General features: G+C 61.3%; 21 protein-coding genes and 1 pseudogene. 11 read left to right on the forward strand and 11 right to left on the reverse strand.

All coding sequences use genetic code 11. The features are described from left to right. Nucleotides 1-14: 14 nt before the first annotated feature. Together V3H56_RS17865 and V3H56_RS17870 are read right to left on the reverse strand one after the other, a co-directional pair. Nucleotides 15-2,594: pseudogene (locus tag V3H56_RS17865) on the reverse strand (EAL domain-containing protein). 96 nt (nt 2,595-2,690) lie between these two features. After that, complete coding sequence (locus V3H56_RS17870) at nt 2,691-4,262, reverse strand: diguanylate cyclase (protein WP_338473705.1); 1,572 nt, start codon at nt 4,260-4,262, stop codon at nt 2,691-2,693. Nucleotides 4,263-4,534: 272 nt separating this feature from the next. Between V3H56_RS17870 and chrA the strand changes: the two genes are divergently transcribed. Next, nucleotides 4,535-5,890 carry a chromate efflux transporter gene (gene chrA, locus V3H56_RS17875; protein WP_338473706.1) on the forward strand — a complete coding sequence of 452 codons (1,356 nt, stop codon included), beginning with the start codon at nt 4,535-4,537 and terminating at the stop codon, nt 5,888-5,890. Between the two features lie 132 nt (nt 5,891-6,022). After that, nucleotides 6,023-6,511 carry a hypothetical protein gene (locus V3H56_RS17880; RefSeq protein ID WP_338473707.1) on the forward strand — a complete coding sequence of 163 codons (489 nt, stop codon included), beginning with the start codon at nt 6,023-6,025 and terminating at the stop codon, nt 6,509-6,511. Between the two features lie 50 nt (nt 6,512-6,561). Here V3H56_RS17880 and V3H56_RS17885 read toward each other — a convergent pair whose 3' ends face one another. Continuing rightward, a complete protein-coding gene (locus tag V3H56_RS17885) occupies nt 6,562-6,810 on the reverse strand; it encodes a hypothetical protein (RefSeq protein ID WP_212802828.1) in 249 nt (82 codons plus the stop codon). A gap of 263 nt (nt 6,811-7,073) precedes the next feature. Between V3H56_RS17885 and V3H56_RS17890 the strand changes: the two genes are divergently transcribed. Then, a complete protein-coding gene (locus tag V3H56_RS17890) occupies nt 7,074-7,559 on the forward strand; it encodes a hypothetical protein (protein ID WP_237614113.1) in 486 nt (161 codons plus the stop codon). Nucleotides 7,560-7,718: 159 nt separating this feature from the next. Here the strand turns inward: V3H56_RS17890 and V3H56_RS17895 are convergent, their stop codons facing one another. Together V3H56_RS17895 and V3H56_RS17900 are read right to left on the reverse strand one after the other, a co-directional pair. Next, nucleotides 7,719-8,600, reverse strand: a complete 882-nt coding sequence (locus tag V3H56_RS17895; protein ID WP_080921996.1) for a TIGR03915 family putative DNA repair protein — start codon at nt 8,598-8,600, stop codon at nt 7,719-7,721. Beyond that, nucleotides 8,591-9,811, reverse strand: a complete 1,221-nt coding sequence (locus V3H56_RS17900; protein WP_047739205.1) for a putative DNA modification/repair radical SAM protein — start codon at nt 9,809-9,811, stop codon at nt 8,591-8,593. Before V3H56_RS17900 ends, V3H56_RS17895 begins: the two co-directional genes overlap by 10 nt. A 167-nt stretch (nt 9,812-9,978) precedes the next feature. Here V3H56_RS17900 and V3H56_RS17905 point away from each other — a divergent pair, with 167 nt between their 5' ends. The 4 genes from V3H56_RS17905 to V3H56_RS17920 all read left to right on the forward strand — a co-directional run bounded on the left by V3H56_RS17905 (nt 9,979) and on the right by V3H56_RS17920 (nt 12,099). Next, a complete protein-coding gene (locus V3H56_RS17905) occupies nt 9,979-10,149 on the forward strand; it encodes a YhfG family protein (RefSeq protein ID WP_123579870.1) in 171 nt (56 codons plus the stop codon). Then, nucleotides 10,149-10,748, forward strand: a complete 600-nt coding sequence (locus tag V3H56_RS17910; RefSeq protein ID WP_042727861.1) for a putative adenosine monophosphate-protein transferase Fic — start codon at nt 10,149-10,151, stop codon at nt 10,746-10,748. Before V3H56_RS17905 ends, V3H56_RS17910 begins: the two co-directional genes overlap by 1 nt. A 64-nt stretch (nt 10,749-10,812) precedes the next feature. Next, nucleotides 10,813-11,535 (forward strand): metallophosphoesterase, encoded by a 723-nt coding sequence (locus tag V3H56_RS17915; RefSeq protein WP_047739206.1) that lies wholly within the window; start codon nt 10,813-10,815, stop codon nt 11,533-11,535. Between the two features lie 87 nt (nt 11,536-11,622). Then, complete coding sequence (locus tag V3H56_RS17920; RefSeq protein WP_047739207.1) at nt 11,623-12,099, forward strand: SMI1/KNR4 family protein; 477 nt, start codon at nt 11,623-11,625, stop codon at nt 12,097-12,099. Between the two features lie 71 nt (nt 12,100-12,170). Here the strand turns inward: V3H56_RS17920 and V3H56_RS17925 are convergent, their stop codons facing one another. Continuing rightward, nucleotides 12,171-13,796, reverse strand: coding sequence for a methyl-accepting chemotaxis protein (locus V3H56_RS17925; protein WP_338473708.1), 1,626 nt, complete (start codon nt 13,794-13,796; stop codon nt 12,171-12,173). 389 nt (nt 13,797-14,185) lie between these two features. Between V3H56_RS17925 and dusA the strand changes: the two genes are divergently transcribed. Next, the gene (dusA, locus tag V3H56_RS17930) at nt 14,186-15,181 is read left to right on the forward strand and encodes a tRNA dihydrouridine(20/20a) synthase DusA (protein WP_338473709.1); all 996 of its coding nucleotides are present in this window, start codon (nt 14,186-14,188) and stop codon (nt 15,179-15,181) included. A gap of 178 nt (nt 15,182-15,359) precedes the next feature. Continuing rightward, nucleotides 15,360-16,286, forward strand: coding sequence for a transaldolase (gene tal / locus V3H56_RS17935; RefSeq protein WP_042727866.1), 927 nt, complete (start codon nt 15,360-15,362; stop codon nt 16,284-16,286). 159 nt (nt 16,287-16,445) lie between these two features. On the opposite strand, the gene rssC is transcribed toward tal, so the two are convergent. The 3 genes from rssC to V3H56_RS17950 form a co-directional block, all read right to left on the reverse strand. Continuing rightward, nucleotides 16,446-16,934, reverse strand: a complete 489-nt coding sequence (gene rssC, locus V3H56_RS17940) for an anti-sigma factor antagonist RssC (protein ID WP_003183367.1) — start codon at nt 16,932-16,934, stop codon at nt 16,446-16,448. Next, entirely contained in the window at nt 16,934-18,115 is a 1,182-nt protein-coding gene (gene rssB, locus V3H56_RS17945; RefSeq protein ID WP_338473710.1) for a two-component system response regulator RssB, read from the reverse strand. Before rssB ends, rssC begins: the two co-directional genes overlap by 1 nt. A gap of 359 nt (nt 18,116-18,474) precedes the next feature. Further along, a complete protein-coding gene (locus V3H56_RS17950) occupies nt 18,475-19,164 on the reverse strand; it encodes a VacJ family lipoprotein (RefSeq protein WP_338473711.1) in 690 nt (229 codons plus the stop codon). Nucleotides 19,165-19,366: 202 nt separating this feature from the next. On the opposite strand from V3H56_RS17950, the gene V3H56_RS17955 reads away from it, so the two are divergent. After that, entirely contained in the window at nt 19,367-19,987 is a 621-nt protein-coding gene (locus V3H56_RS17955; protein ID WP_047737737.1) for a phosphatase, read from the forward strand. Nucleotides 19,988-20,096: 109 nt separating this feature from the next. Next, nucleotides 20,097-20,363: a DUF4404 family protein gene (locus V3H56_RS17960; protein ID WP_047737739.1), complete on the forward strand. Its 267-nt coding sequence runs from the start codon at nt 20,097-20,099 to the stop codon at nt 20,361-20,363. A 264-nt stretch (nt 20,364-20,627) separates the two neighbouring features. On the opposite strand, the gene queF is transcribed toward V3H56_RS17960, so the two are convergent. After that, nucleotides 20,628-21,458: an NADPH-dependent 7-cyano-7-deazaguanine reductase QueF gene (queF, locus tag V3H56_RS17965; protein WP_047737740.1), complete on the reverse strand. Its 831-nt coding sequence runs from the start codon at nt 21,456-21,458 to the stop codon at nt 20,628-20,630. A gap of 61 nt (nt 21,459-21,519) precedes the next feature. After that, the gene (locus V3H56_RS17970; protein WP_047737742.1) at nt 21,520-22,041 is read right to left on the reverse strand and encodes a cupredoxin family protein; all 522 of its coding nucleotides are present in this window, start codon (nt 22,039-22,041) and stop codon (nt 21,520-21,522) included. Nucleotides 22,042-22,157 lie beyond the last annotated feature (116 nt).

Here is a 22,157-nt window from a genome sequence, read left to right on the forward strand (position 1 = left end):
GTTGCAACGCGTCCTCAGGAACCGGTTTTCGACAACGCCTGACGGTCTTGCAGCAGGTGCGCGAAGGCCTGTTTGTCGATCGGGCGGCTGAGGAAGTAACCCTGCACTTCATGGCACTGGTCCGAGCCCAACGAGCCCAGTTGGGCCAGGGTCTCGACGCCTTCGGCCGTCACCGTCAGGCCCATGGCCTTGCCGAGGTTGATGATCGCCTGCACCACCGCCCGGTCATTGCTGCTGTTGCTCATGGAGGCGATGAAGCGTTTATCGATCTTGATGCCGTCGAACGGGTACGTGCGCAGGTAGCCGAGGGACGAATAACCGGTGCCGAAATCGTCCATGTTCAAGCGCACACCCAGTTCCTTCAGGGCGTTCATGGTGTGCAGCGCGCCGTCCACGTCGTTGAGCATCACGTTCTCGGTGATTTCCAGTTCCAGGCGGCTGGCCGGGAACCGCGTCTCGATCAACACCAGGCGCACGTCTTCCACCACGTCGCTGCGCTCGAACTGCGCTGGCGACAGGTTGACCGACACCATCAGTTCGCCGGGCCAGCTCAGCGCGGTCTCACAGGCTTCGCGCAATACCCAGTGGGACAGCGGCACAATCAGGTCAGTCTGTTCGGCCAGCGGAATGAACGCATCGGGGCCCAGTAGCCCCTGGGTCGGGTGCTGCCAGCGTACCAGCGCCTCGACGGCGACGATGTCACGCCCATCGACGGTGTAGCGCGGCTAGAAATGCAAGACGAATTCGTGTTGGCGCACGGCTTGGCGCAGGTCGCTTTCCAGTTGCCGACGGTGCTGGATCTGGTCGTTCATCTGCGAGGCGAAATAGCACCAGGTTCGCTTGCCTTCGGACTTGGCCTGATACAAGGCAATGTCGGCGCAACGGATCAGCTCACCGGGCACGTGGCCCTGGCGACGACTCACGGCGATGCCGATGCTGGCACCGATGTGCAGCGAATGGGTTTCGTAATGAATCGGTTGCTGCAGGCTCCCGATCAAGCGCTCGCAGAATCGGTCGATCTCGGTGGTGTGCTCCATGCCACTGAGCACCACCACGAACTCATCGCCGCCCAGCCGCGCCACCAGGTCCTGCTCGCGGGTACAGTCGCGCAGGCGCTGGGCCACTTCCAGCAATACCGCGTCACCGGCCGGGTGACCGAGGGAGTCGTTGATCGGCTTGAAGTTGTCCAGGTCCACCATGAGCAACGTCAAGGGTGGGGCATGCTCCTTGGCCAGCAGCGCGTCGTCCAGGTAGCGTGCCAGCTTGTTGCGGTTCGGCAGGCCCGTCAGCGCATCGTGCAACGACAGATGCTGGACCTGGGCGTGGGCCGCCACCTCGTCGGTGATATCACTGGCGGTGCCGCGGTAGCCCACCACCGCGGCCTTGTCGATAATCGGCCGCGCCGACACCCGGCAGAAGCGCAATTGCCCGGAATGATCGCGGTAGGAGCAACGCAGGTTGCTGGCGCTCTGCTCCTGGGTGAGCGTGCCCAACCAGAGGGCGATCGGCGTCGTGTCGCAGTACAGCAGTTGTTCGATGTCCTGCCCCAGCCATTGTCGATCGGAGAACCCGGTAACGGTGCCGAAGCGTCCGGACAAGTAGGTGATATGCCCTTCGCCGTCGATTTCCCAGATCCAGTCGGAGGCCGCTTCCGCCACGGCGCGAAAGCGTTCCTCGCTGGCTTCCAGGGCCTGCGTCGAGCGCTCCAGGCTGTCGTAGCTGGCATCCACCTGGCGCGCCGTGCGCAGGGCATAGCGGAAGAAATAAGCCGTCAGCAGCGCCAGGATCAGCAGCGCACCGCCCAACGGCGGCAACAGCGACCACAGCAGATGCTGGCCCGGACGCTCCAGGCGCGAGACCAGGCTGTAACCGGTGCTGTCCAGCGGCACGGCGGGCTGGCCGGGCGCCAACTCGGAATCCTTGACCAGGTGCAGGTCGGTCAGCCCGTAGTTCTGGCCCAGCGCGCGCAGCTTGACATGGGTCAGTTGGTCGACGAACACCAGCACCGATGTACCTTGGGGCGCGACCCGAGGGCGCTCGTCATTGGGCAGGATCACCGAGGCCGTGACGATGGCCGGCCAGCCCTCGAACAGGGTGTAGCGGACCGCCGGGGCGGTCAGGTCGGCCTGCGCCTGTAACTGATCCACCAGCGGCTCCAACGGCATGTCCATGTGGGCGCGCGCGTCAGTCTGCTGGTGCTGCCCACGTACCACGGCGTACTTGGTGCGCTCACGGTCGATGACGAACACGCCTTCATAGCCGTCATTGGTGAACAGGGTCTTGCCCATGTTCTGGTCGGCATAGGCCCATTGCACGTCGACCTCGCCGTTGAGGTGCTCGTAGGCCGTGGTCCAGTAGGTGTAGCTGGTGATGTAGTTCTTCGACGCCGTGATTCGGTTTTCCACCGCGCGTTCGGTGTAGAAAAAGTTCTTGCGCACATCTTGCGCGTCGAGTTGCCGTGCAATGTTGAACAGCGCGACGACGGCCACCAGCACCCCCAGTACAAACAGCCCACCGACGGCCGCCACCAGGCGACGGGTGATCGGGGTGTGACGAGGGGTGTTCGAACGCGTAGTCGTGGCTGCAAAATCCATTGGCCTGCTCCTGTCCTGTCGACACCGGCTTCGATGTCAAGAAGCGCCGTGTCTGAACAATGGACCCTGGCCAGGCCTCGATGATTCCAACCAATCTCAGCGGTCCGAGCGCTCCAGCGCGTCGAGGCCGCCTTCCATGGACAAGGCCGCCACGCGATTGCGCCCATTGTGTTTGGCTTGATAGAGCGCCGCATCGGCCCGCTGGATGAACACCTCGATGCTGTCCAGGCTGCTGGGGACGAAGGCGTAGCAGCCCAGGCTCACGGTCAGGTAGCCGGTGGGGGAACCGGAATGGGTGATGTGCTTGTCGATCACCCGGCAACGGATCTGCTCGGCCAACGCCAGGGCGCCTTGCAGGTTGGTGTCGGGCAGCAGCACCCCGAACTCCTCGCCGCCATAGCGCACCGCGAGGTCGGCCTTGCGGTGGCAGCAGTCCTTGAGCACCTTGGCCACCTCCGCCAGGCAATGGTCCCCGGCAACGTGCCCGTAGGTATCGTTGTAGCGCTTGAAGAAGTCGATATCGAGCATGATCAGGCTCAGCGGGCTGCGCTGGCGGGCGCCGCGGCCGAACTCGACATCCAGCGCCCGCTCGAACAGCCGACGGTTCGCCAGCCCGGTCAAGCTGTCGTGGGTGGCGATCATTTCCAGGGTTTTCTGGGCCTTGCGCAAGTCCGCCTCGATCCGCTCGCTGTTGCGCACCTGGCGCACGAAGACCCAGCCGAACAGGCAGATCCCCACGACCACCAGGGCCACGATCAGGCTGGACTGGAATGCCCTGTCGTGCCATCCGGCCAGGATCGCATCTTCAGACATTGCGGCGGTGACCATCAGCGGGTAGCTGCGCAAGTGATCGTGCCCGTAAAGCCTGACCACGCCATCGACGGTAGAGCGGATGATCGAATCGCCCGACATCGCGCCCGGCAGGTCGTGATTGAACAAGTTCTCCTCGGACAGTGGCCGGCCGATCCGCGCCTCATCGAAGGGGCGACGGGCCAACAGCGTCCCGTCGGACAAGGCCAGGGCCATCTCGCCTTTATCGTCCAGGCTGAAGCTTCTGAAGAACTTCTCGAAGTAGGACATCTTGATGCCGGCCATCAGCACGCCCTGGAAGTCACCGTTCGCATCGTTCAGGCGCCGGGAGATCGGAATGATCCATTCACCGTTCTGGCGGCTGTGAATCGCCGGCCCGATGTGGGCGATCAGGGACGCATTCTGTTGGTGGAAAAGGAAGTACTCCCGGTCTGCCACCCCTGCCCCCCTTTGCAGATTGTCAAAGGAGGTCACGACCCAGTGGCCGTGCTTGTCGAACAGAAACAGACCATGCAACTGCTCGAGCGATTGCACCCGGCGTGCGAAGTTGTTTTGCAGGCGCGACTGCAAGGCCGGGCCGAACCCATCGACCTGGATCCAGTCCGCCAGGCTGTCGAGGACCACATCGGCCTGCAGGAACGTGTCCTGGGCCTGTTGGGCCATGGCCCGGGTCAGGTTGGCCGAGGCGATCCGCGCCGTCTCCAGGTCGTGACGGCGGGACTGCTCCACTTGCAGGTAAAGCAGACCACACAGGCACAGGCACACCGCCGCAATGAAAATGACTGCGGCCTTGAGCAAGGGTAGGCGTTTGAGGGCACCGCCGGGGGGATGGAACGGGTCGATAATGGGGATAGGCAAGCGAATTCCTGAGGGGGGCAAAACCCTGGGCAAACCGCTCAAAGCCCCCAATGCGCAAGAGCTTAGCCTACCGCTTGTGGAGCAGCAATTTGCCTGTATTTGCCAGCCGATAGGTGGCGTAATGGATCCAAAATCCGCCCGTGGGTCGCGACACGTTACGGGCAAAAAAAGCGCATGGTCTTGCTTGACTGCCCGACATCAGCCCGGCTATCTAGGTCAACCCGCGCCTGCCGGCGCAACTCGTCCTCGACTGCCAAGTGCCCTCGCCGACCATGAACACACCGACCCGAACCGTCGACGAAGCCTTGTCCCGCCCTTCTGCCGTCGGCCTGCGTGAAGCCTTCTGGTTTTGGCTCAAACTGGGTTTCATCAGCTTCGGCGGCCCCGCCGGACAGATCTCGATCATGCACCAGGAACTGGTGGGGCACCGGCGCTGGATCTCCGAGCGACGCTTTCTGCACGCGCTCAACTACTGCATGCTGTTGCCCGGGCCAGAAGCCCAGCAACTGGCGACCTACCTGGGCTGGCTGATGCATCGCAGTTGGGGCGGCGTCATCGCCGGAGCGCTGTTCGTGCTGCCCTCGTTGTTCATTCTCATCACCTTGTCGTGGCTGTACATCGCCTTTGGCGAAGTGCCGGTGGTGGCGGGCCTCTTCTACGGGATCAAGCCAGCCGTGACGGCCATCGTGGTGCATGCCGCCCACCGGATTGGTGCCCGCGCGCTGAAGAACAGCTGGCTGTGGGCGATCGCCGCCGCCTCGTTCACCGCCCTATTCGCCTTCAACGTGCCCTTCCCGCTGATCGTGCTGGGTGCCGCTGCCGTCGGTTACCTGGGCGGCCGCTGGGCGCCGGAAAAATTCAGCCTGGGCGGCCAGGATGCCAGGCACTCATCCTTCGGCCCGGCGCTGATCGATGACGACACCCCGCCCCCGGACCATGCCCGGTTCAGCGCCTTCAGGCTCGCTCGGTTGGCGATCGTCGGCGCCCTGCTCTGGATCTTGCCAATGGGGCTGCTTACCGCTGTGTTCGGCTGGGACGGCACCCTGACGCAAATGGCCTGGTTCTTCACCAAGGCCGCGCTGCTGACCTTTGGTGGCGCCTACGCGGTCTTGCCCTACGTGTACCAGGGCGCCGTCGAACACTTCGGCTGGCTGACGCCGACCCAAATGATCGACGGCCTGGCCCTGGGCGAAACCACTCCTGGCCCGTTGATCATGGTGGTGGCATTCGTCGGTTTCGTCGGCGGCTACGTGACGCAAGTGTTCGGCCCCGACCAGGCTTTCCTCGCCGGCGCCGTGGCCGCCGCGCTGGTGACCTGGTTCACCTTCCTGCCGTCGTTCCTGTTCATCCTGGCGGGTGGCCCCCTGGTGGAATCGACCCACAACGCGCTGACATTCACCGCACCGCTCACCGCGATCACCGCCGCCGTGGTCGGGGTGATCCTCAACCTGGCCTGCTTCTTCGGCTACCACGTACTCTGGCCCCAAGGCTTCTCCGGTGCCTTGGACTGGCCCTCGGCAATCATCGCCTGCGCCGCGGCCGTGGCCCTGTTCCGCTACAGGCGCGGAGTGATCCAGGTGTTGCTGGCGTGCGGGCTGACCGGGTTGGCGGTGCATCTGTTGCGTTAGTTTTATCCAGGATAACGTCGGCTACCGCCTCGGCCAACACAACCGCCCAGCAGCGCTCATGACGCAGCGCAAGACGGACGCCGGTGTCCTTAAGCTAAGCTCAACCCCATCATCACGACAGGGACAATCGACATGAGCAAGGCAGACGAACTGGCCGCCAAACTGAGGCAAGCCCAGCAGACCCAGGCCGACAACGACCACTGCGCCGACCTGGCAATCGAACACTGGCCCGCCCAGGTCAACGAGCTGTACCGCCAGATCGAAGCCTGGCTGGCCCCGGTCTGCGAAGCCGGCCTCGACATTCGGCGTAACCCTACCCACGTCTTTGAAAGTCATTTCAGCGGGTCGACATACAACTATGCGATCGATCAACTGGTCATCGAGGGCAATGCCCGGCGCCTGACCTTCGATCCCGTTGCCCGCTTCACCCCAGGCGGCGCCGGGAGCATCGACATTCACATGACCGGCCAGCAAAGCTGCCTGCTTCGCAGCCTGGGTGAACATGGCGAATCGGTGTGGCACATAAAGACCGTGGATCAAGCCGCGCAGTCGCAGCCTGACCCCATTGCCATGGACGAAGAGGCGATGCTTTCGGTGGTGGAAAAAGGCCTGGGCCTTTAACGAAAAGGGGCGACCTTCACAGGTCGCCCCTTTTCATTGAACAGAACCGATCAGCCGCCGGTTGGCGTGGCGGTGGCGACGAGCACATCAGGCAGGATGTCGATCGACGACGGTGTCACGCGCGTCGTCGACCTGCCCATTAGCAGGTTCAAGGCGTTGTCGATTTCGTCCGCCGCGCCTTGGGCGTAATGGGCGTTCGCCCAGCTCCAGTAGCGTTCGGACACCAGCCCGCCGACCGCCTGTGCGCACAATTCGTCACTGCTGAGACCCATCTTTCCCGCAGCAGCGATCACGGCCATAAGGGCTTGTTCTAAATGGGAAATACGCTCGGTGGTCACAACGAAAAACTCGGAAGATCACGAGCACGAAGTTTACCAGCATATCAATATGCCACCAACCACAGGCGCTCAACGGTCGTCGCCTTTCGCCGCGCGGGAGCGCCTTCGTAGGCCGGCGGGCATTGGTTATGAATACACTCTTTAACAATTTAATCACTGCTGGCGCCTAAAGTCCCTCGTTAGCGAGCCGATAGCCTCGAACACCTACACATTCAGGCGTGAGCATGATCAACATCAACGCACAAATCTCCAGCAGCCTCCAACAATCGCTGATCAAACTGGAGCCCAAGAAGTCCGAAGATGAATCGCAGACATCGGCGATCGCCCCCACCACCGGCGCGCCAGTGGCGGGCGTGAAGGTCTCGCTGTCGGGTGTCGGCCTGCAAAAATCCGCAGATGAACGCGCAGCCAATGCCAACAAGGACATTGAAGAAAGCGGGCTGCCTGACACCGTGCAGAAGGTCCTGAAAATGATCCGGGAACTGAAGCAGAAGATCGCAGAGAAGCAATCGGAAATGCAGGCGCTGATGGCCGACCAGAGCATGACTCCAGAGACCAAGCAGACCAGGATGGGCGCGCTCCAGGCAACGCTTTCCACCCTGACCGCCAGCCTGCTGACAGCGACCGCGTCCCTGGACAAACTCACCAAGAACGGCAACTTGTCCGCTACCCAGGTGCAACAGGCCAGTCAGTTGGCGATGAAGGGCTAAAGCGCGAACCCGTTACGCTCACAAAACCCTACCCATGGTGCGGATGGGAGGGATTGAAAAGCAGCTAGCAGCCCTGACGAAGGAGTTGCATAGAATGTTGGCAACGCCCAAGCCTGGCCAATTCAGAGCCCAGGCCTGGATGTGAGCTGAAAAGCCCAATCAATCAGGCGTGAGGCACACGCCCAACGAGGTGCCATCATTTCTCGCGGCCACCACAATCCGCTTGCCGGCCTGCTCCTTCACCTCTATCGCCTGCCCATCGCGCTGCTTACCCTGGCGCGCCTGCCCGACCAATTGGGGAATCAATCCGCCCTCCGGCAGGTGCTGCCAGAAGCGCCCGGGCATGTGCTGGCGCAGCGCCTGGGGATTGAGCCGCGCCGGGTTGAAGATGTGTCGGTAATAGGTGCGCCACAGCTCGGCGCCCGGATCGTCGGCGTGACGTGCCCACTGTCGCCACTGCTCAGGGCACTGGCGCCGGTAGTCAAGCGACTGGCCGTCGAAGCGGATACCGTCGCGGGGCGTTGCGATCAGCCAGCGTTGCCGTCCCAGTCGTTCGGCAAAATGACCACTGGCGCTCTCGAGGATGTCATGGGCGGGCTCATGGAACGACACAAGGTCCAGTTGCAGTCGCTCGGCCAACGCGGGTGGCAAAGGAACGAAGCGCACGAAGGCGTGCAGGTGATGAGCTTCGCGACTGACCTGTTTGATCCGTCGCTGCAGTTCACTGCCCAGGCGATCGCCGGCGAGCATGGCGGTGCGGTCGCCATGGGCCACGCGCCAGAGCACTTCATACAGCAGGTTCCAGCGTTGTTCGCCGAGGTAACGGCCCGCCTGTTCGAGTTGCGCCAACAAGGCCGCCGGCACCCGCGTGCGGAACGGGCCAGGGCCTGATGGCAGCGGCGTCGGCACGGCCAACAGGTCGGTGATGGGACCTTGGGCCCACGTCACGTCACTGGGGTCGATGCCATGCCCAAGCAGCGTCCGGGCCTGGTCGCGCCAGGTCGAGAAGTCGTCATCGCAATCCAGCGCGATCATCCCCATAGCCCCATCTGCACAGGTCGCTGGGGATCGCGCAGACGCGCCCGCAAAAGGCCGCTGCGCACCTGGGCTTCAGCGGGCCGGTAGTCGCTGGTGATGATGAACGGCCGCGCCTTTTCCAGTACGCAACGCAACTGCACCAGGTCGTCATAGCGGACCCGACGCTCCCGCCGTAGCGCCACCAGTCGTTGCACGCTGCGCAGGCCGATCCCGGGAATACGCGCCAGCAACGCAGGCTCGGCGCGGTTCACATCCAGCGGGAAAACCTCCCGGTTGGCCAGCGCCCAGGCGAGCTTGGGGTCGATGTCCAGGTCGAGGTTGCCGGCGTTACCCAAGAGTTCGCCGGCCTTGTAGCCGTAGCCGCGCATGAGAAAGTCAGCCTGGTAGAGCCTGTGCTCACGCAACAAGGGCGGCGCTGCCAACGGCACGCTGGCGGGGCTATCGGGAATAGGGCTGAACGCCGAGTAATAGACCCGGCGCAAACCATAGCCCTGGTACAGCGATTCGGCGTTCTGCAAGATGGCATGGTCATCGGTGGCATCGGCGCCAACGATGACCTGGGTACTTTGCCCGGCTGGCGCGAACCGCGGCGCCCTCGCCTCCCCGGCCACCGCCTGCTGTCCGTCATGGATGGTGCCCATGGCCTGGCGAATCGTGGTCAGCTGCTTTTCCGGTGCCAGGCGCTTGAGGCTCGCCTCGCTGGACAGCTCGATATTCACGCTCAAGCGATCGGCCAGCCGCCCGGCCTCTTCGATCAACAGCGGGTCGGCGTCGGGAATGGTCTTGAGGTGGATATAGCCACGAAACTGATGGTCCTCGCGCAGCAACCGTGCCACCCGCACCAATTGCTCCATGGTGTAGTCAGCCGAGCGAATGATGCCGGAGCTCAGGAACAGGCCACTGATGCAATTGCGGCGATAGAAATCGAGGGTCAAGCGCACCACTTCCTCTGGCGTGAAGCGCGCTCTCGGCACGTTGCTGGTACGACGGTTGACGCAATACTGGCAGTCATACAGGCAGAAATTGGTCAGCAGCACCTTCAACAGCGACACACAACGCCCATCCGGCGTATAGCTATGACAAATACCCATGCCATCCGTAGCGCCCAAGCCATCGCGCCCCCGGGAGCTGCGCTTGGGGGCACCACTGCTGGCGCAGGACGCGTCATACTTGGCAGCGTCGGCGAGAATGCCGAGCTTGGCGATAAGTTGCATGAAGGCCTCTCGATACTGGTTATAAACACAGTATTTTGAGATGCATGGCATTGCAAGGGCCATTGATCAGCTCACTTCCCCCAGGAAGGCCCATAGCGGCTGCGTCATAGGTCCGACCTCGCGAGATGGGCTATAATCGGCTTACGTTCGCCATTGAGATCAAGCCCATGGGCACTGTCAGCCTTGAAGCGAAAAAAGCCTACGCGGCCAGGACACGTCGTTCCAACTATGCCGCCAGCCTGCGCCTGGAAGGTTTCAAAGTGAGCTTCTCCGAGAGCGATTGCAAAATGCCAACGCGCGAAGAAGTGTTGAAAACCTTCACCAAGACCCGAGCCTGATGCCGGACAAATATGGTGTCGGCGAAGACGCCTATTGCTACCCCGGCTCTACAATCCTGCGTAATAAACTCGATATCCGTGACGAATCGACCTTGAGCGAAGCCGAACAACAGCTCTCGGCCATCGCCGCGGACAACGTCGAATTCAGCCCTCCCCCTTATAGCCTGGGTTATCTTCAGGGCATTCATCAGGTGCTCTTCTGCGACCTGTATGAATGGGCCGGACAATTGCGAACCGTTGGAATGGCCAAGCAGGACACCCGTTTCTGCCAGCCGTCATTCATGGAGGCGCAAGCCGGGAAAATCTTCAAGGGCATGGCTGCACAGAACTGGTTTGAAGGCATGGGTCGCGCAGACCTGATCAACGCCGTGGCAGAGGCCTATTCAGAGATCAACGTCATCCATCCTTTTCGCGAAGGCAATGGCCGCGCTCAAAGGATTCTCTTCGAACACCTCATCATGAACGCCGGTTTTGAGATCAGTTGGTGGGGCATTGAGAAAGAACAGTGGATCGACGCCAACATCGCGGCTTATCACTGCATGCTCGAGCCCATGCAGCACGTGTTTGAAAAATGTATTGGCAGCCCGATTCGCCCGTAAGATAGCACCGGTCATCTGAAACGCGTTTTCCACAGTCTTGCGACTTCCCCCCTAGAACACCGGCATGAATACGATAAGCACATTCCCCTCCAACCCAGAAGGCCGCGACTTTGTCGTGGGGGACGTTCACGGCCACTTCAAACTTTTAAGCATCCTGCTGGAACGCTCGAAGTTCGATGTGGAACGGGACCGTCTTTTCTCCGTCGGCGACCTGATCGACCGCGGCCCCGACTCCCTGGAAGTGCTCGACTGGCTTTCGCAGCCCTGGTTTCATGCTGTGCGGGGCAATCATGAACAGATGCTGATCGACTGCATCGGCGGCGACGGCGACATTCCCAGGCATACCCGCAACGGCGGTGCCTGGCTCTATGAACTGCCGCCCCCCGTCCAGCATGAACTTTCCAAGGCTCTCCAGGCGCTGCCATGGATCATTGAAGTCGACTTGCCGGACGGCAACACCGTCGGCATCGTGCATGCCGAAGCGCCACAGACGCAGAAAGGTGACGACTGGCAGACAGCCAAAGCAGCCCTGCAAGGGCAACTGGGAGAAATTTGCCGCCTGCGCGCGCTAAGCATGGCGCTGTATGCCAGGGAAAGGATCGAGGAGCAAAACAGTGAACCGATCAAGGGAATACACCAGCTCTACGTCGGCCACTCGACCGTACCGAGCGTGAAGCGCCTGGGCAACGTCATCTACATCGACACCGGCTGCTCCTTTGGCGACGGTGCCTTGAGCCTGATCGAGCTCAACAGCGAAACCGTCACCCACCTGCGCATGAGCCCATGATCGCTGCGCCGCACAGAATTCCATGCCCATTCAATCGGCTTTGAATCAACGATATTCAACTCGCGCCGCCGTGAACAGGAGAACGCCATGCATGAGCAGCCTCAAACCCACCGCATTCACGAACTGCTGACCCTCGTCGGCCTGCGTGTAGCGCCGCAAGTGGCAGCCACGTTTCGCCCACCCGCCACTCACGCAGATATCACCCGGATCGAACAAACCCTGGGCGCGCCGCTGCCGCCGAGCCTTGCTCAGCTATTGCTTTGGCATGACGGACAAGAATGGAACGCGCCACTGCGCGACAGCGACAATCGCCGCCTCCTTGCAGCCCATGAAATTGTCGAGGTGATGACGTTTTTCCTCGACCCAGAGGAGGAATTTCTCGAGCCATGGGGGCGCTATTGGGTGCCGTTTTTGACCAATGACTCGGGCGATTACGTGGTAGTTGATGCCTCGCCAACCGGTAGCGGGGAGCTCATCGCTTACTGGCACGACTGGGAAAACCGGGATGTTGAACATCACTCCCTGCTGGAATGGGCGCAGGGGCTGGTTGAAGAGCTGGGCTGATTACCAACACTCCCTCTGTTCCAGCATGCCGCTCGACGCTACGACGAGGGCATGCTGGAACAACGACCTTGTCAGACCTTGAAGCGAGCAACCAGGCGATTCAACTCAACCGCCAGGTTGGCCATCTCACTGCAGGCACTGGCGGTCTGACTGGCGCCCGCCGAGCTCTGGACAGAAAGCTCGCGAATACTGGTCAGATTCTGGTCGACCTCGCGGGCCACCTGCGATTGCTCTTCGGAAGCGGTGGCGATCAACAGGTTACGCTCGTTGATCTGGGTGATGGCCTCGGCGATCTGCTTGAGCGACATATCGGCTTTCTGCGCCACCGAGATTGAGCCGTTGGCCATCTGGGCGCTCACGCTCATGGCCCCCACCGCCTGGGTCGAATCGGCCTGAATCGCGCTGATCATTTGTTCGATTTCCTGGGTGGATTGCTGGGTGCGGTGTGCCAGGGCCCGCACTTCATCGGCCACTACCGCAAAGCCTCGGCCTTGCTCACCGGCGCGGGCGGCTTCAATCGCCGCGTTCAGCGCCAGCAGGTTGGTCTGCTCGGCAATCGCACGAATCACCTCGACCACCTTGCTGATGTCCTGGGCCCTGCCTGACAACGCCTTGACCTGGTCACCCGTGGAAACCACGTTACTGGCCAGGCCTTCAATCGCTTTTAGCGTTTGTGCCACATTCTCGATACCCGAGTGTGTGAACGCCATAGACTCGCGAGAGGATTGCGCGGCGGCTTCGGCGTTACGGGCAACTTCGTCTACCGCGGCGCTCATTTCAGTCACCGCGGTGGCGGCCTGATTGACTTCATCGTTCTGCTGCACCAACCCGCGACTGGCCTCTTCAGTCACTGCGGTCATTTCTTCCGAGGCCGACGCCAGCTGGGTGGAGGAATCGGCGATATGGGCGATCGTTTCCCGCAGATTGCTCTGCATCTTCGCCAAGGCCCCCAGCAGGCGCCCAGCTTCATCGCGACCCGTGATCCCGATCTCTCGGGAAAGGTCGCTGCTGGCAATCCGCTCTGCAACCGCCAGGGCGTCGCTGATGGGCGAGGTGATGCTGCGGATCAGCACTGCCGCCAGCGCCACGGTGAGTACCACGGTCACCACAAGCAGGCCGATCACCAGCGTCACGCCATTGCTATAGGTGGCGGAGGCATCCAGGCCTGCACGCTTGGCGCCCTCCTCGTTAACGCTCAAGAGCGCGTCCGTCTTGTCCTGCAGGGTGTTGGTCATCGGGCTGATGCGTGTGTTGATCAGGGCAATGGCTGCGGTGTTGTCACCCTTTTGCAGCAGCGGCTCCAGCTCATCCAACAGTTTGAAATACTGCTGCACATCAGCGGACACCGCCTGGTAACGCTCACGTTCTGCCGGCGAGGAAACCAAGGGCTCGTAATCGCTCACAGCGTTCTGCAGCGTGCTGCGAAAGCCGCTCAACGAAGTAATGCGGGCTTGGCGCTGTTGTTCATCGGTGGTCACCGTGATGCGGATGCTTTCAAGCCGCAGGCGCAAGATAGCTGTCTGCATCTTGCCGGCCTGCCGGATGCTCGCCATCCAGTTGGTTTCGACATCCTGCTCCGAGTCCCGAAGCTTACCCATTTGCATCACGGCAACAATGCCCAAGACAAAAACCACCAGGACAATGAGTGAGAAGAAGGCGGCAGACCTTGGGGCAAGGTTCATAGCTCTAACGTTCATGTTTTTATCTCTTGAAAGGGTCGATACGTCGCTGCTGTCATTCCAGGCTATCGACTAAGGTGCTCTGCCCTGCACACCACCCGTCAGGTCAGCCCCTTCTAGACATCCACCCCCTCGCCTTACCGTCCAGATTCCCGATGCCTCTATACCCAGCTCCCCCGCAGCAATTGTCTCGTCGCCTCAGTGTTGCACCCATGATGGATTGGAACCTCTCAAAAAAGGGCACAAAAAAGGGGGACAGATTTATTTAGTCTCGACCTCGTACCTACACGGATCACAGAGAAAAAGATCGCCGACAAGCGAAGCCCCGGACAGTCGCCTCCTGTCCAAACCTCACCGACCTCTTTCCTGATAAACTGCGCCCCTCGCCTTACCGTCCAGATTCTCCGATGCCTCTATACCCAGCACCCCAGCAATCCTTGTCCCGGCGCTTCAGCGTGGCCCCCATGATGGACTGGACTGACCCCCACTGCCGCTACTTCCTGCGCATCCTGTCCAAGCACGCCCTGCTCTACACCGAGATGGTCACCACCGGTGCCTTGCTCAACGGGGACCACGAGCGTTTCCTGCGGCATCACGAAGCCGAACACCCCCTGGCGTTGCAGTTGGGTGGCAGTGTTCCGGCCGATCTAGCCGCTTGTTCGCGCATGGCCCAGGAGCACGGTTATGACGAGGTCAATCTCAACGTCGGCTGCCCCAGCGACCGGGTGCAGAACAATATGATCGGCGCGTGCCTGATGGGGCATCCGGGGTTGGTGGCCGATTGTGTGAAGGCCATGCGTGATGCGGTGTCGATTCCGGTGACGGTCAAGCATCGGATCGGGATCAACGGGCGTGACAGTTACGAGCAGTTGTGCGAGTTCGTGGGGACTGTGCGTGACGCTGGCTGTACCAGTTTTACCGTTCACGCGCGGATCGCCATCCTGGAAGGCCTGTCGCCGAAGGAGAATCGCGATATCCCGCCGCTGCGTTATGACGTGGTGGCGCGGTTGAAGGCGGATTTTCCAGAGCTGGAAATCGTGCTCAACGGCGGAATCAAGACACTGGCGGCCTGCCATGAGCACTTGCAGACCTTCGACGGGGTGATGCTGGGCCGCGAGGCATATCACAACCCGTATCTGCTGGCCGAGGTGGACCAACAATTGTTCGGCAGCACCGCGCCGGTCATCAGCCGGGCCGAGGCATTGGCGCAGTTGCGACCTTATATCGCCAATCACCTGGCCGCCGGTGGCGCGATGCACCACATCACTCGCCATGTGCTCGGGCTGGGCACCGGCTTTCCGGGGGCGCGGCGGTTTCGGCAATTGTTGTCGGTGGACATCCACAAGACCCAGGATCCGTTGGCCCTGCTGGACCAGGCCGGACAGTTACTGGAAGGACGCTAACCGTCACTTGCTTTGAACCTGCGTCCGCTTTTGGCATCGTATCTACCGATACCGCCCCGGCCTTTCAAACAGCCGTTTTCAGGTTGTTGCCGCTGGGGCCTTTCGATACCTCTACACGCCCTTGAGTGGCTGCCGGCCCTCGGGTAATGTCAACAGACCCATAGGACAGAGCACGCTCATGACTTCCAAGCTGGAACAACTCAAGCAATTCACCACCGTCGTCGCCGATACCGGCGACTTCGAAGCCATCGCCCGCATCAAACCCGTGGACGCCACCACCAACCCTTCCCTGCTGCTCAAGGCCTCGGCCATGAGCGGCTATGCCGAGCTGCTCAATGCCTGCGTGGCAGACTGCAAGGGCGATGTCGGCCTGGCCAGCGACCGTTTTGGCGTGGCAGTGGGCGGGGAAATCCTGAAGGTGATTCCGGGGCGCATTTCCACCGAAGTGGACGCACGTCTTTCGTTCGACACCGACGCCATGCTCAAGCGTGCACATCGTCTGATCGACCTGTATGAAAAGGCTGGCATTGGCCGTGATCGCGTGCTGATCAAGATCGCATCCACCTGGGAAGGCATTCGTGCCGCCGAGCAGTTGGAGCGTGAAGGCATCCAGTGCAACCTGACCCTGCTCTTCTCCTTCGCCCAGGCCGCCGCTTGCGCCGACGCGGGGGTCTTCCTGATCTCGCCGTTCGTGGGCCGTATCTACGACTGGTACAAGAAAGCCAATGGCAACGACTACACCGGCGCCGATGATCCGGGCGTTCAGTCGGTGACGCGCATCTACAACTACTACAAGGCCAATGACTACAAGACCGTGGTCATGGGTGCCAGCTTCCGTAACCTCAACCAGATCGAACAACTGGCCGGTTGCGACCGCTTGACCGTCAGCCCGGAACTGCTGGAGAAACTGGCCGCCGACGAAGGCAAGCTGGAACGCAAGCTGGCGCCAGGGCAGGCTGGGGAAGCACGCCTGAACCTCAATGAAGCGCAATTCCGCTGGTTGTCCAACGAGGACGCCATGGCGACCGAGAAACTGGCCGAAGGTATTCGTCAGTTTGCGCGGGACCAGGAAAAACTGGAAGCGCTGCTGCAAGCCAAGCTTTGAGGTGAGGCACTAGCAAGCAAAAGGGGCGAACCTTGATAGGTTCGCCCCTTTTGCGTTTGTGGAAGCGGGTTTACTCGCGAAGAGACCAGCACTCCAGCATTGATGTCGCCTGTTATCCCCTCTTTGCGAGCAAGCCCGCTCCCACAGGGTCGAGGGGCTTCAGCCGCCTGGGCGCTCCAAGGCGTTCACCAGGTCATGGAAAGCTTCACGATTGGAATCGTTCAGGCCCATCAGGATCTTGTGGGCTTCGAGCACCTTGATTCGCACTTCTTCCTCGGACTGGTCCTGGTCAGGCAGGTCGTCCAGGCATTCCGGGCACGGCACGGGGTCGCCAACGATGTTGAAGACCTGGTCGAAGCCCATCGATTGCAAGAGGCGGGTGATGTCGTTATGGGTGGTGACAACCGTTGGCAACAGGCCGACCTTCTGCCGCGACAGGATCGACAGCTTGGCCAGCAGGCCCAGGGTGGTGCTGTCGATGCTGCGGGTTTCGGTCAGGTCAATCACGATGGCGCTGAAGTTCAGCGCCGTGAAGATCCGCTCAATAGTCGCATCCAGCGCCGAACACAGGGTCAGGCGCACTTCACCGACAAACTTCAGGACAAAGGTGCCGTCCTGCTCGGCGAACTGGATTCTACCGGTACTCATCAAAGGTTCCTGCTCAACACTAACAGGGCGATATCATCCGGCATCTCCCCGAGCGTGGCTAATCCAAACACTTGGCGCAAGCCTTCCAGGCTGCCGCCCGCTGCACTCACCCGCTCAGGCAAGGCCGCTTCTTTCTCTTTGAGTGTAGGCTCTGTCAAAAGATCCAAAATGCCATCAGACATCAGCGTCAGGCTGAACGTCGGCGGCAGTTCCAGTACGTGGTCTTCGTAGGTGGCCTCGTTGAACAGGCCCACCGGCAAGCCACGCCCTTCCAGGTAACGAACACTGTCTGGCGTATACAACACAGGCAACGGCAGGTGACCGCCGATGCTATAGGTCAACAAACCAGTCTCCTCGTCGATGACTCCACCGACCATTGTGACGTGTTTGCCCAGCTTACAACTGATCAGGCCTCGGTTGATATGCCCAAGGACCTCAGAAGGCTTGAACTCCGGCAACGTGCCATTGCGCTTGGACTCGAACAGCAAGCGCGTGGTCATGAACTTCAGCAGCACCGTGACGAACGCCGACGACGCGCCGTGGCCGGAAACGTCCGCCAGGTAGAATGCCACGCGTCGCTCATCGACTCGGAAATAGTCGACGAAATCCCCCGACAGGTACAACGACGGGATGATCTGGTGGGCAAACCGGAAGCCATCGACGGTCCAGGGGCTGACCGGCAGCATGTTCATCTGCACCTGGCGGCCGGCGTTCTGGTCTTCCTGCAGCAGGTTCAGGCTGGCTTCCAGCTCGCGGTTGGCGGTCTCCAGCTTCTCGCGGTAGCGCTGGTTCTCCACCAGCAGGCGAGAACGGTCCAGGGCCCGGCGCACGGAGTGCTCGAGCACCGCAAGGTCTTCAAGGGGCTTGATCAGGTAGTCGGCCGCGCCCAGGCGCAATGCCTCGACCGCGTCGTTCATCACGCCCGCGCCCGAAACCACGATCACCGGGGTCTGCGAGGAGATCCCGCTGACCTGGCGAATGAGTTCGAGTCCGCCCATCTGCGGCATGCGCAGGTCGCAGATGACCAGGTCGGGCTTGTCTTGCTCGAATACCTGAAGACCCTGTTGGCCATTGCTGGCCTGCAGGACGCTGAAACCACTGTCTTCCAAGTAGGCCGCGAGGCTCGCTCGCACCACTTCGTCATCATCGATTATCAGCAGCGTGGCACTGGTTTTTGACATGTGGGCAAACGGCGCCAGAATTAGGTTGGCGTAGCGGGCTGGACCGTCAGGCCTTTGCACGCACTACTGGATTCGCTTTCTAGCCTCTCTGTCGTACCGGTTTCAGGTCGCTGCCCTGCACGCGGATTCATCAGAGGTGCCCTTCTAAGGCGCAGACGGTACTCCCATCCGCGGGGCGTTTCAAGCTCAGGCGGATCGCCGCTTGCCGTCTTTATTTGTCAAAGTACAGAGAGTTATAAGAACCGAGCGAAGCGTAACCCAATGGAAGGATCACTCCCCTTGAACGCACCACAAAAACACAAAAGGCGGCCCCTGGGCATTCATGCCAGGGCCGCCTTTCGCTCAGTCGGGAGCCGATATCAAAAATCGTCTTCGACCTGGCCGTCCTTGACCTTGAATTCGCGGTTTTGCAGATAGGCGTTGCGAATGAAGACGTATTTGTCGCCGCTCACCAGCTTCTCGGCCGACAGCAGGCTGGCGCGCGTGTCGACGATGTTCAGGCCGAAGATCGAGTTACGCACCGAGACATTGTCGATATAGCGATAAGGCGCGACGTAGCTGTCGACATACTTGGCCGGCGCATCACGCAGGGTGCTTGGCCCCAAGAGTGGAAGCACCACATAAGGACCGCTGCTCACGCCCCAATAGCCCAGGGTCTGGCCGAAATCCTCGTCGCTGCGTTGCAGGCCCATCTGGGTGCCCACGTCGAAGAAGCCCAGCAGGCCGAAAGTGGTGTTGAAGATCAACCGGGCGGTGTCGACCCCGGCAGCGGCCGGTTTGGCCTGCAGCACGTTGTTGGCCAGGTTGCCCACGTCACCAATGTTGCGGAACATGTTGTGGATACCGTCTTCCAGGAACTGCGGCGTCACGTACTGATACCCCTGGGCCAGCGGCTTGAGCGCATAGGTGTCGAGGGTGTCGTTGAAGGTAAAGATCGGACGGTTGATGCTTTCCCAAGGATCTTCTTCCGTGGCGGCCTGGGCTGCAAACGGAACCAGCAGGACGCTGGCGGACAGACTCAGCTGAGCTAGACGATGGCTCCAGCGCATAGGGGAAAACTCCTCGGTTTATTCAGGCAAGGGCGCCGAGCCCAGGCGGTAAGGTCGCTAGTATAAGACGGAAAGCGAGGATAGGCAGCATGGAAAAGAGAAGGCGGCTGTAGGACGTTTCTGCTGCCGAGCACCTTCACAACTCTGTCACCGGACTGTCATTGAGGCCCGTTAGGCTGCAGGTTATTTCAAGGACGTTCCCATGCCTCGCGCCGAAGCCCTGCCCTTCCCTGTTCCCGGCCTGACTGCGGTCCTGTTCGGCCTGAGTGGTTGCCTGGTGGACTTCGGCGCCAGGGTTCGTCAGCCGGGCGCCAAGCCGACCGAGCACGCGCAACCGACGCCGGGGGCGCTGGAAAGCCTGCATCACTTGCAGCAACTGGGTATTCCCTGCGCCTGGCTCGACGACTTGCCGCCGGCCACCAGCCATGGCCTGGCGGCGGCCCTGCCGACTTGGGTCAAACCCCCGCAACTTCCTGCAACAAATAATCCTTGGCCCGCCCCGCACGCCTGCTGGCAGGCACTCATGGCGCTGAACGTCCAGCAATTGGACGGTTGCGTACTGGTCAGTGGCGAACCGGGGTTGCTGCAATCGGGGCTCAACGCCGGACTGTGGACCATCGGCCTGGCGTCCTGTGGCTCGCTGTGTGGCCTGGCACCGGGCGAGTGGCAGGCGCTGGGGCAGCAGGAACGCGAGTCCAGGCGCGCCAGGGCCACCGTGCAATTGTTCAGCCTGGGCGTGCATTCGGTGATCGATCACCTGGGCGAGCTCGACACCTGTCTGGCCGACATCAGCCTGCGCCAGCTCAAAGGCGAGAAGCCATGACCGGGATCATGCAGGGTGCGTGAGGGTGGATTACTCTTAAGGCAGGCCACGGACTTTTGACGCACCGTCGCGGTCCATGGCTGTGCCTATCAATAAAGGGAGTACGCCAATGCCTGCCCGCCGCGAACTGCAAGCTCAACTCGATACCCTGCGCGAGCAATTGGACCAGAACCCGCCACTGTCCGAGCCAGAGCGCGAGAGTCTGCATCAACTGATGGCTCAGATCGAGGCTGAGATCCAACTGGAAAATCAGCTTCAGGACAGCAACCTGGTCGACGGCGTGAACCTTGCCGTGGAACGCTTCGAACTGGAACACCCGACCATTGCCGGGACATTGCGCAACATTGTGCAGACCCTGGGCAACATCGGGATCTGAACCTCTCGGACAAAAAAGCCCCGCGCCATGGCGTAACGCTGTTCACTTGAGATTTATCACTGATCGTGGCGAGGGAGCTTGCTCCCGCTGGAGCGCGCAGCGGTCCCACGCTTTTGGGGCCGCTACGCAGCCCAGCGGGAGCAAGCTCCCTCGCCACGGCGGTAACGTGCTTAAGTGAACGGTATTACGCGCCATGGCGGGGCTTTTCTATTTCCTGCCACCTGAAATGCCATTCGCCGTGGGAGGATTCGCTATTACCGTGGGTTATTGGCGAACCAGGCGCTGGTTGGGCAGTTGCACCGCTTCAGTGCTGCGATACGGGTTGATGTCCAGGCCGCCACGGCGCACATACCGCGCGTACACCGTCAACTTCTGCGGCTTGAGCAGTCGCTGCAGGTCAAGGAAGATCCGCTCCACGCATTGCTCGTGGAAATCCGAATGCTGGCGGAAGCTGACGAGGTAGGCCAGCAGGCTCGCATGATCCAGTGCCGCGCCACGATACTCCACCGCCACGCTGCCCCAGTCCGGCTGGCTGGTGACCGGGCAGTTGGACTTGAGCAGGTGGCTGTGCAGGCTTTCCTCGATGATGCGCGATTCATCGCACCGCAGCAGTTCCGGGCGTGGGTGTTCGTACGAATCGACACGGATGTCCAGGTCATCGATGCACACCCCCGGCAACGCGACGACGCCTTCGTCCTCCACGTCCTTGAGACTGCGAATCCGCACGCCCACCGGCTTGCCAGCGGCGGCCGAGAGGTCCTGGCGCAGTGTTGCCTCCAGACTCTGAGTGGTGTCGAACGGCGTCTGGTTCAAGGAATTGAGGTACAGCTTGAAGGATTTGGACTCGATGATATTCGGTGAGTCCGCCGGGATCGCGAATTCCCCGATAGCCACCACCGGCTTGCCGGACGGCAACAGCCATGACAGCTCGAAACAGTTCCAGAAATCCACGCCCTTGTAGGGAAGGGTCTCGGCCGTCAGGCCCAGTTCCGCCCATTTCGCGGTGCGCGGGATCGGGAACAGCAATGACGGCGTGTAAGTGGCGATGTATTCACTGGACTTGCCCAGCGGCGAGTGTTCGGCTGCGGGATGCATGACGGAAACCTGACTGAAGAATCAGCCGATTCTATCAGCCTTTGCCGCAGCCTTTGAGTGCTTACTGACTGACTGTCAGGTCTCCCTTCATTCCGGCCTGGTAATGCCCGGGGATGTTGCAGGCAAATTCAAGGCGCGTGGCCTTGTTGAACGTCCAGGTCAGCTCGGCGGACTTGCCCGGCTCCACCAACACGCTGTTCGGGTCATCGTGACGCATGCCGGGCGAGCCTTGGCCCATGTCGCCATGGGCCATCCCGTGCGTCATGGCGGTCGGCGTCAACTGGCCGCTCTGTTGCATCTTGAGCATTTCCTGCTGGTGTTCGGCGTGCATGGCGGCATCGCCGAGGTTGAACTCGTGCAGCAACCGACCTTTATTGATGAGCACGAACCGCACGGTTTCACCGGCTTTGATCTGGAGCGCGCCGGGGTCGAACGACATGTCCCCCATCACCACTTCGATACTGCGTCCGACCGTGGCCGCCGGCGCAGGCTGGCCAAAATCAAGATGCCCAGGCGACGCCCATGACGGTACACCGAACATCAGCGTGCAGGCGGCCAGGGCCAGGCGACTTCCCCTCAACATGTTTCAAACTCCATTCGGATTCAGCTTGTGGGAAACTCTAGCTCGCCGCGCCTGCCAGCCGGCTGACGGCATGATTACAACTTTGTCAGGTTGCGCCACCGCCCCGCCTGCCACGG

Source organism: Pseudomonas sp. MS646 (assembly GCF_036693845.1).
In the GTDB taxonomy this organism is placed as follows: Bacteria; Pseudomonadota; Gammaproteobacteria; order Pseudomonadales; family Pseudomonadaceae; genus Aquipseudomonas; species Aquipseudomonas chlororaphis_E.

What these genes read in the sequence shown, in the direction of transcription:
- chrA (WP_338473706.1), top strand. Translation starts at nt 4,535, where the DNA reads ATGAACACACCGACCCGAACCGTCGACGAAGCCTTGTCCCGCCCTTCT.
- V3H56_RS17880 (WP_338473707.1), top strand. Translation starts at nt 6,023, where the DNA reads ATGAGCAAGGCAGACGAACTGGCCGCCAAACTGAGGCAAGCCCAGCAG.
- V3H56_RS17885 (WP_212802828.1), bottom strand. Translation starts at nt 6,810, where the DNA reads ATGGCCGTGATCGCTGCTGCGGGAAAGATGGGTCTCAGCAGTGACGAA.
- V3H56_RS17890 (WP_237614113.1), top strand. Translation starts at nt 7,074, where the DNA reads ATGATCAACATCAACGCACAAATCTCCAGCAGCCTCCAACAATCGCTG.
- V3H56_RS17895 (WP_080921996.1), bottom strand. Translation starts at nt 8,600, where the DNA reads ATGGGGATGATCGCGCTGGATTGCGATGACGACTTCTCGACCTGGCGC.
- V3H56_RS17900 (WP_047739205.1), bottom strand. Translation starts at nt 9,811, where the DNA reads ATGCAACTTATCGCCAAGCTCGGCATTCTCGCCGACGCTGCCAAGTAT.
- V3H56_RS17905 (WP_123579870.1), top strand. Translation starts at nt 9,979, where the DNA reads ATGGGCACTGTCAGCCTTGAAGCGAAAAAAGCCTACGCGGCCAGGACA.
- V3H56_RS17910 (WP_042727861.1), top strand. Translation starts at nt 10,149, where the DNA reads ATGCCGGACAAATATGGTGTCGGCGAAGACGCCTATTGCTACCCCGGC.
- V3H56_RS17915 (WP_047739206.1), top strand. Translation starts at nt 10,813, where the DNA reads ATGAATACGATAAGCACATTCCCCTCCAACCCAGAAGGCCGCGACTTT.
- V3H56_RS17920 (WP_047739207.1), top strand. Translation starts at nt 11,623, where the DNA reads ATGCATGAGCAGCCTCAAACCCACCGCATTCACGAACTGCTGACCCTC.
- V3H56_RS17925 (WP_338473708.1), bottom strand. Translation starts at nt 13,796, where the DNA reads ATGAACGTTAGAGCTATGAACCTTGCCCCAAGGTCTGCCGCCTTCTTC.
- dusA (WP_338473709.1), top strand. Translation starts at nt 14,186, where the DNA reads ATGCCTCTATACCCAGCACCCCAGCAATCCTTGTCCCGGCGCTTCAGC.
- tal (WP_042727866.1), top strand. Translation starts at nt 15,360, where the DNA reads ATGACTTCCAAGCTGGAACAACTCAAGCAATTCACCACCGTCGTCGCC.
- rssC (WP_003183367.1), bottom strand. Translation starts at nt 16,934, where the DNA reads ATGAGTACCGGTAGAATCCAGTTCGCCGAGCAGGACGGCACCTTTGTC.
- rssB (WP_338473710.1), bottom strand. Translation starts at nt 18,115, where the DNA reads ATGTCAAAAACCAGTGCCACGCTGCTGATAATCGATGATGACGAAGTG.
- V3H56_RS17950 (WP_338473711.1), bottom strand. Translation starts at nt 19,164, where the DNA reads ATGCGCTGGAGCCATCGTCTAGCTCAGCTGAGTCTGTCCGCCAGCGTC.
- V3H56_RS17955 (WP_047737737.1), top strand. Translation starts at nt 19,367, where the DNA reads ATGCCTCGCGCCGAAGCCCTGCCCTTCCCTGTTCCCGGCCTGACTGCG.
- V3H56_RS17960 (WP_047737739.1), top strand. Translation starts at nt 20,097, where the DNA reads ATGCCTGCCCGCCGCGAACTGCAAGCTCAACTCGATACCCTGCGCGAG.
- queF (WP_047737740.1), bottom strand. Translation starts at nt 21,458, where the DNA reads ATGCATCCCGCAGCCGAACACTCGCCGCTGGGCAAGTCCAGTGAATAC.
- V3H56_RS17970 (WP_047737742.1), bottom strand. Translation starts at nt 22,041, where the DNA reads ATGTTGAGGGGAAGTCGCCTGGCCCTGGCCGCCTGCACGCTGATGTTC.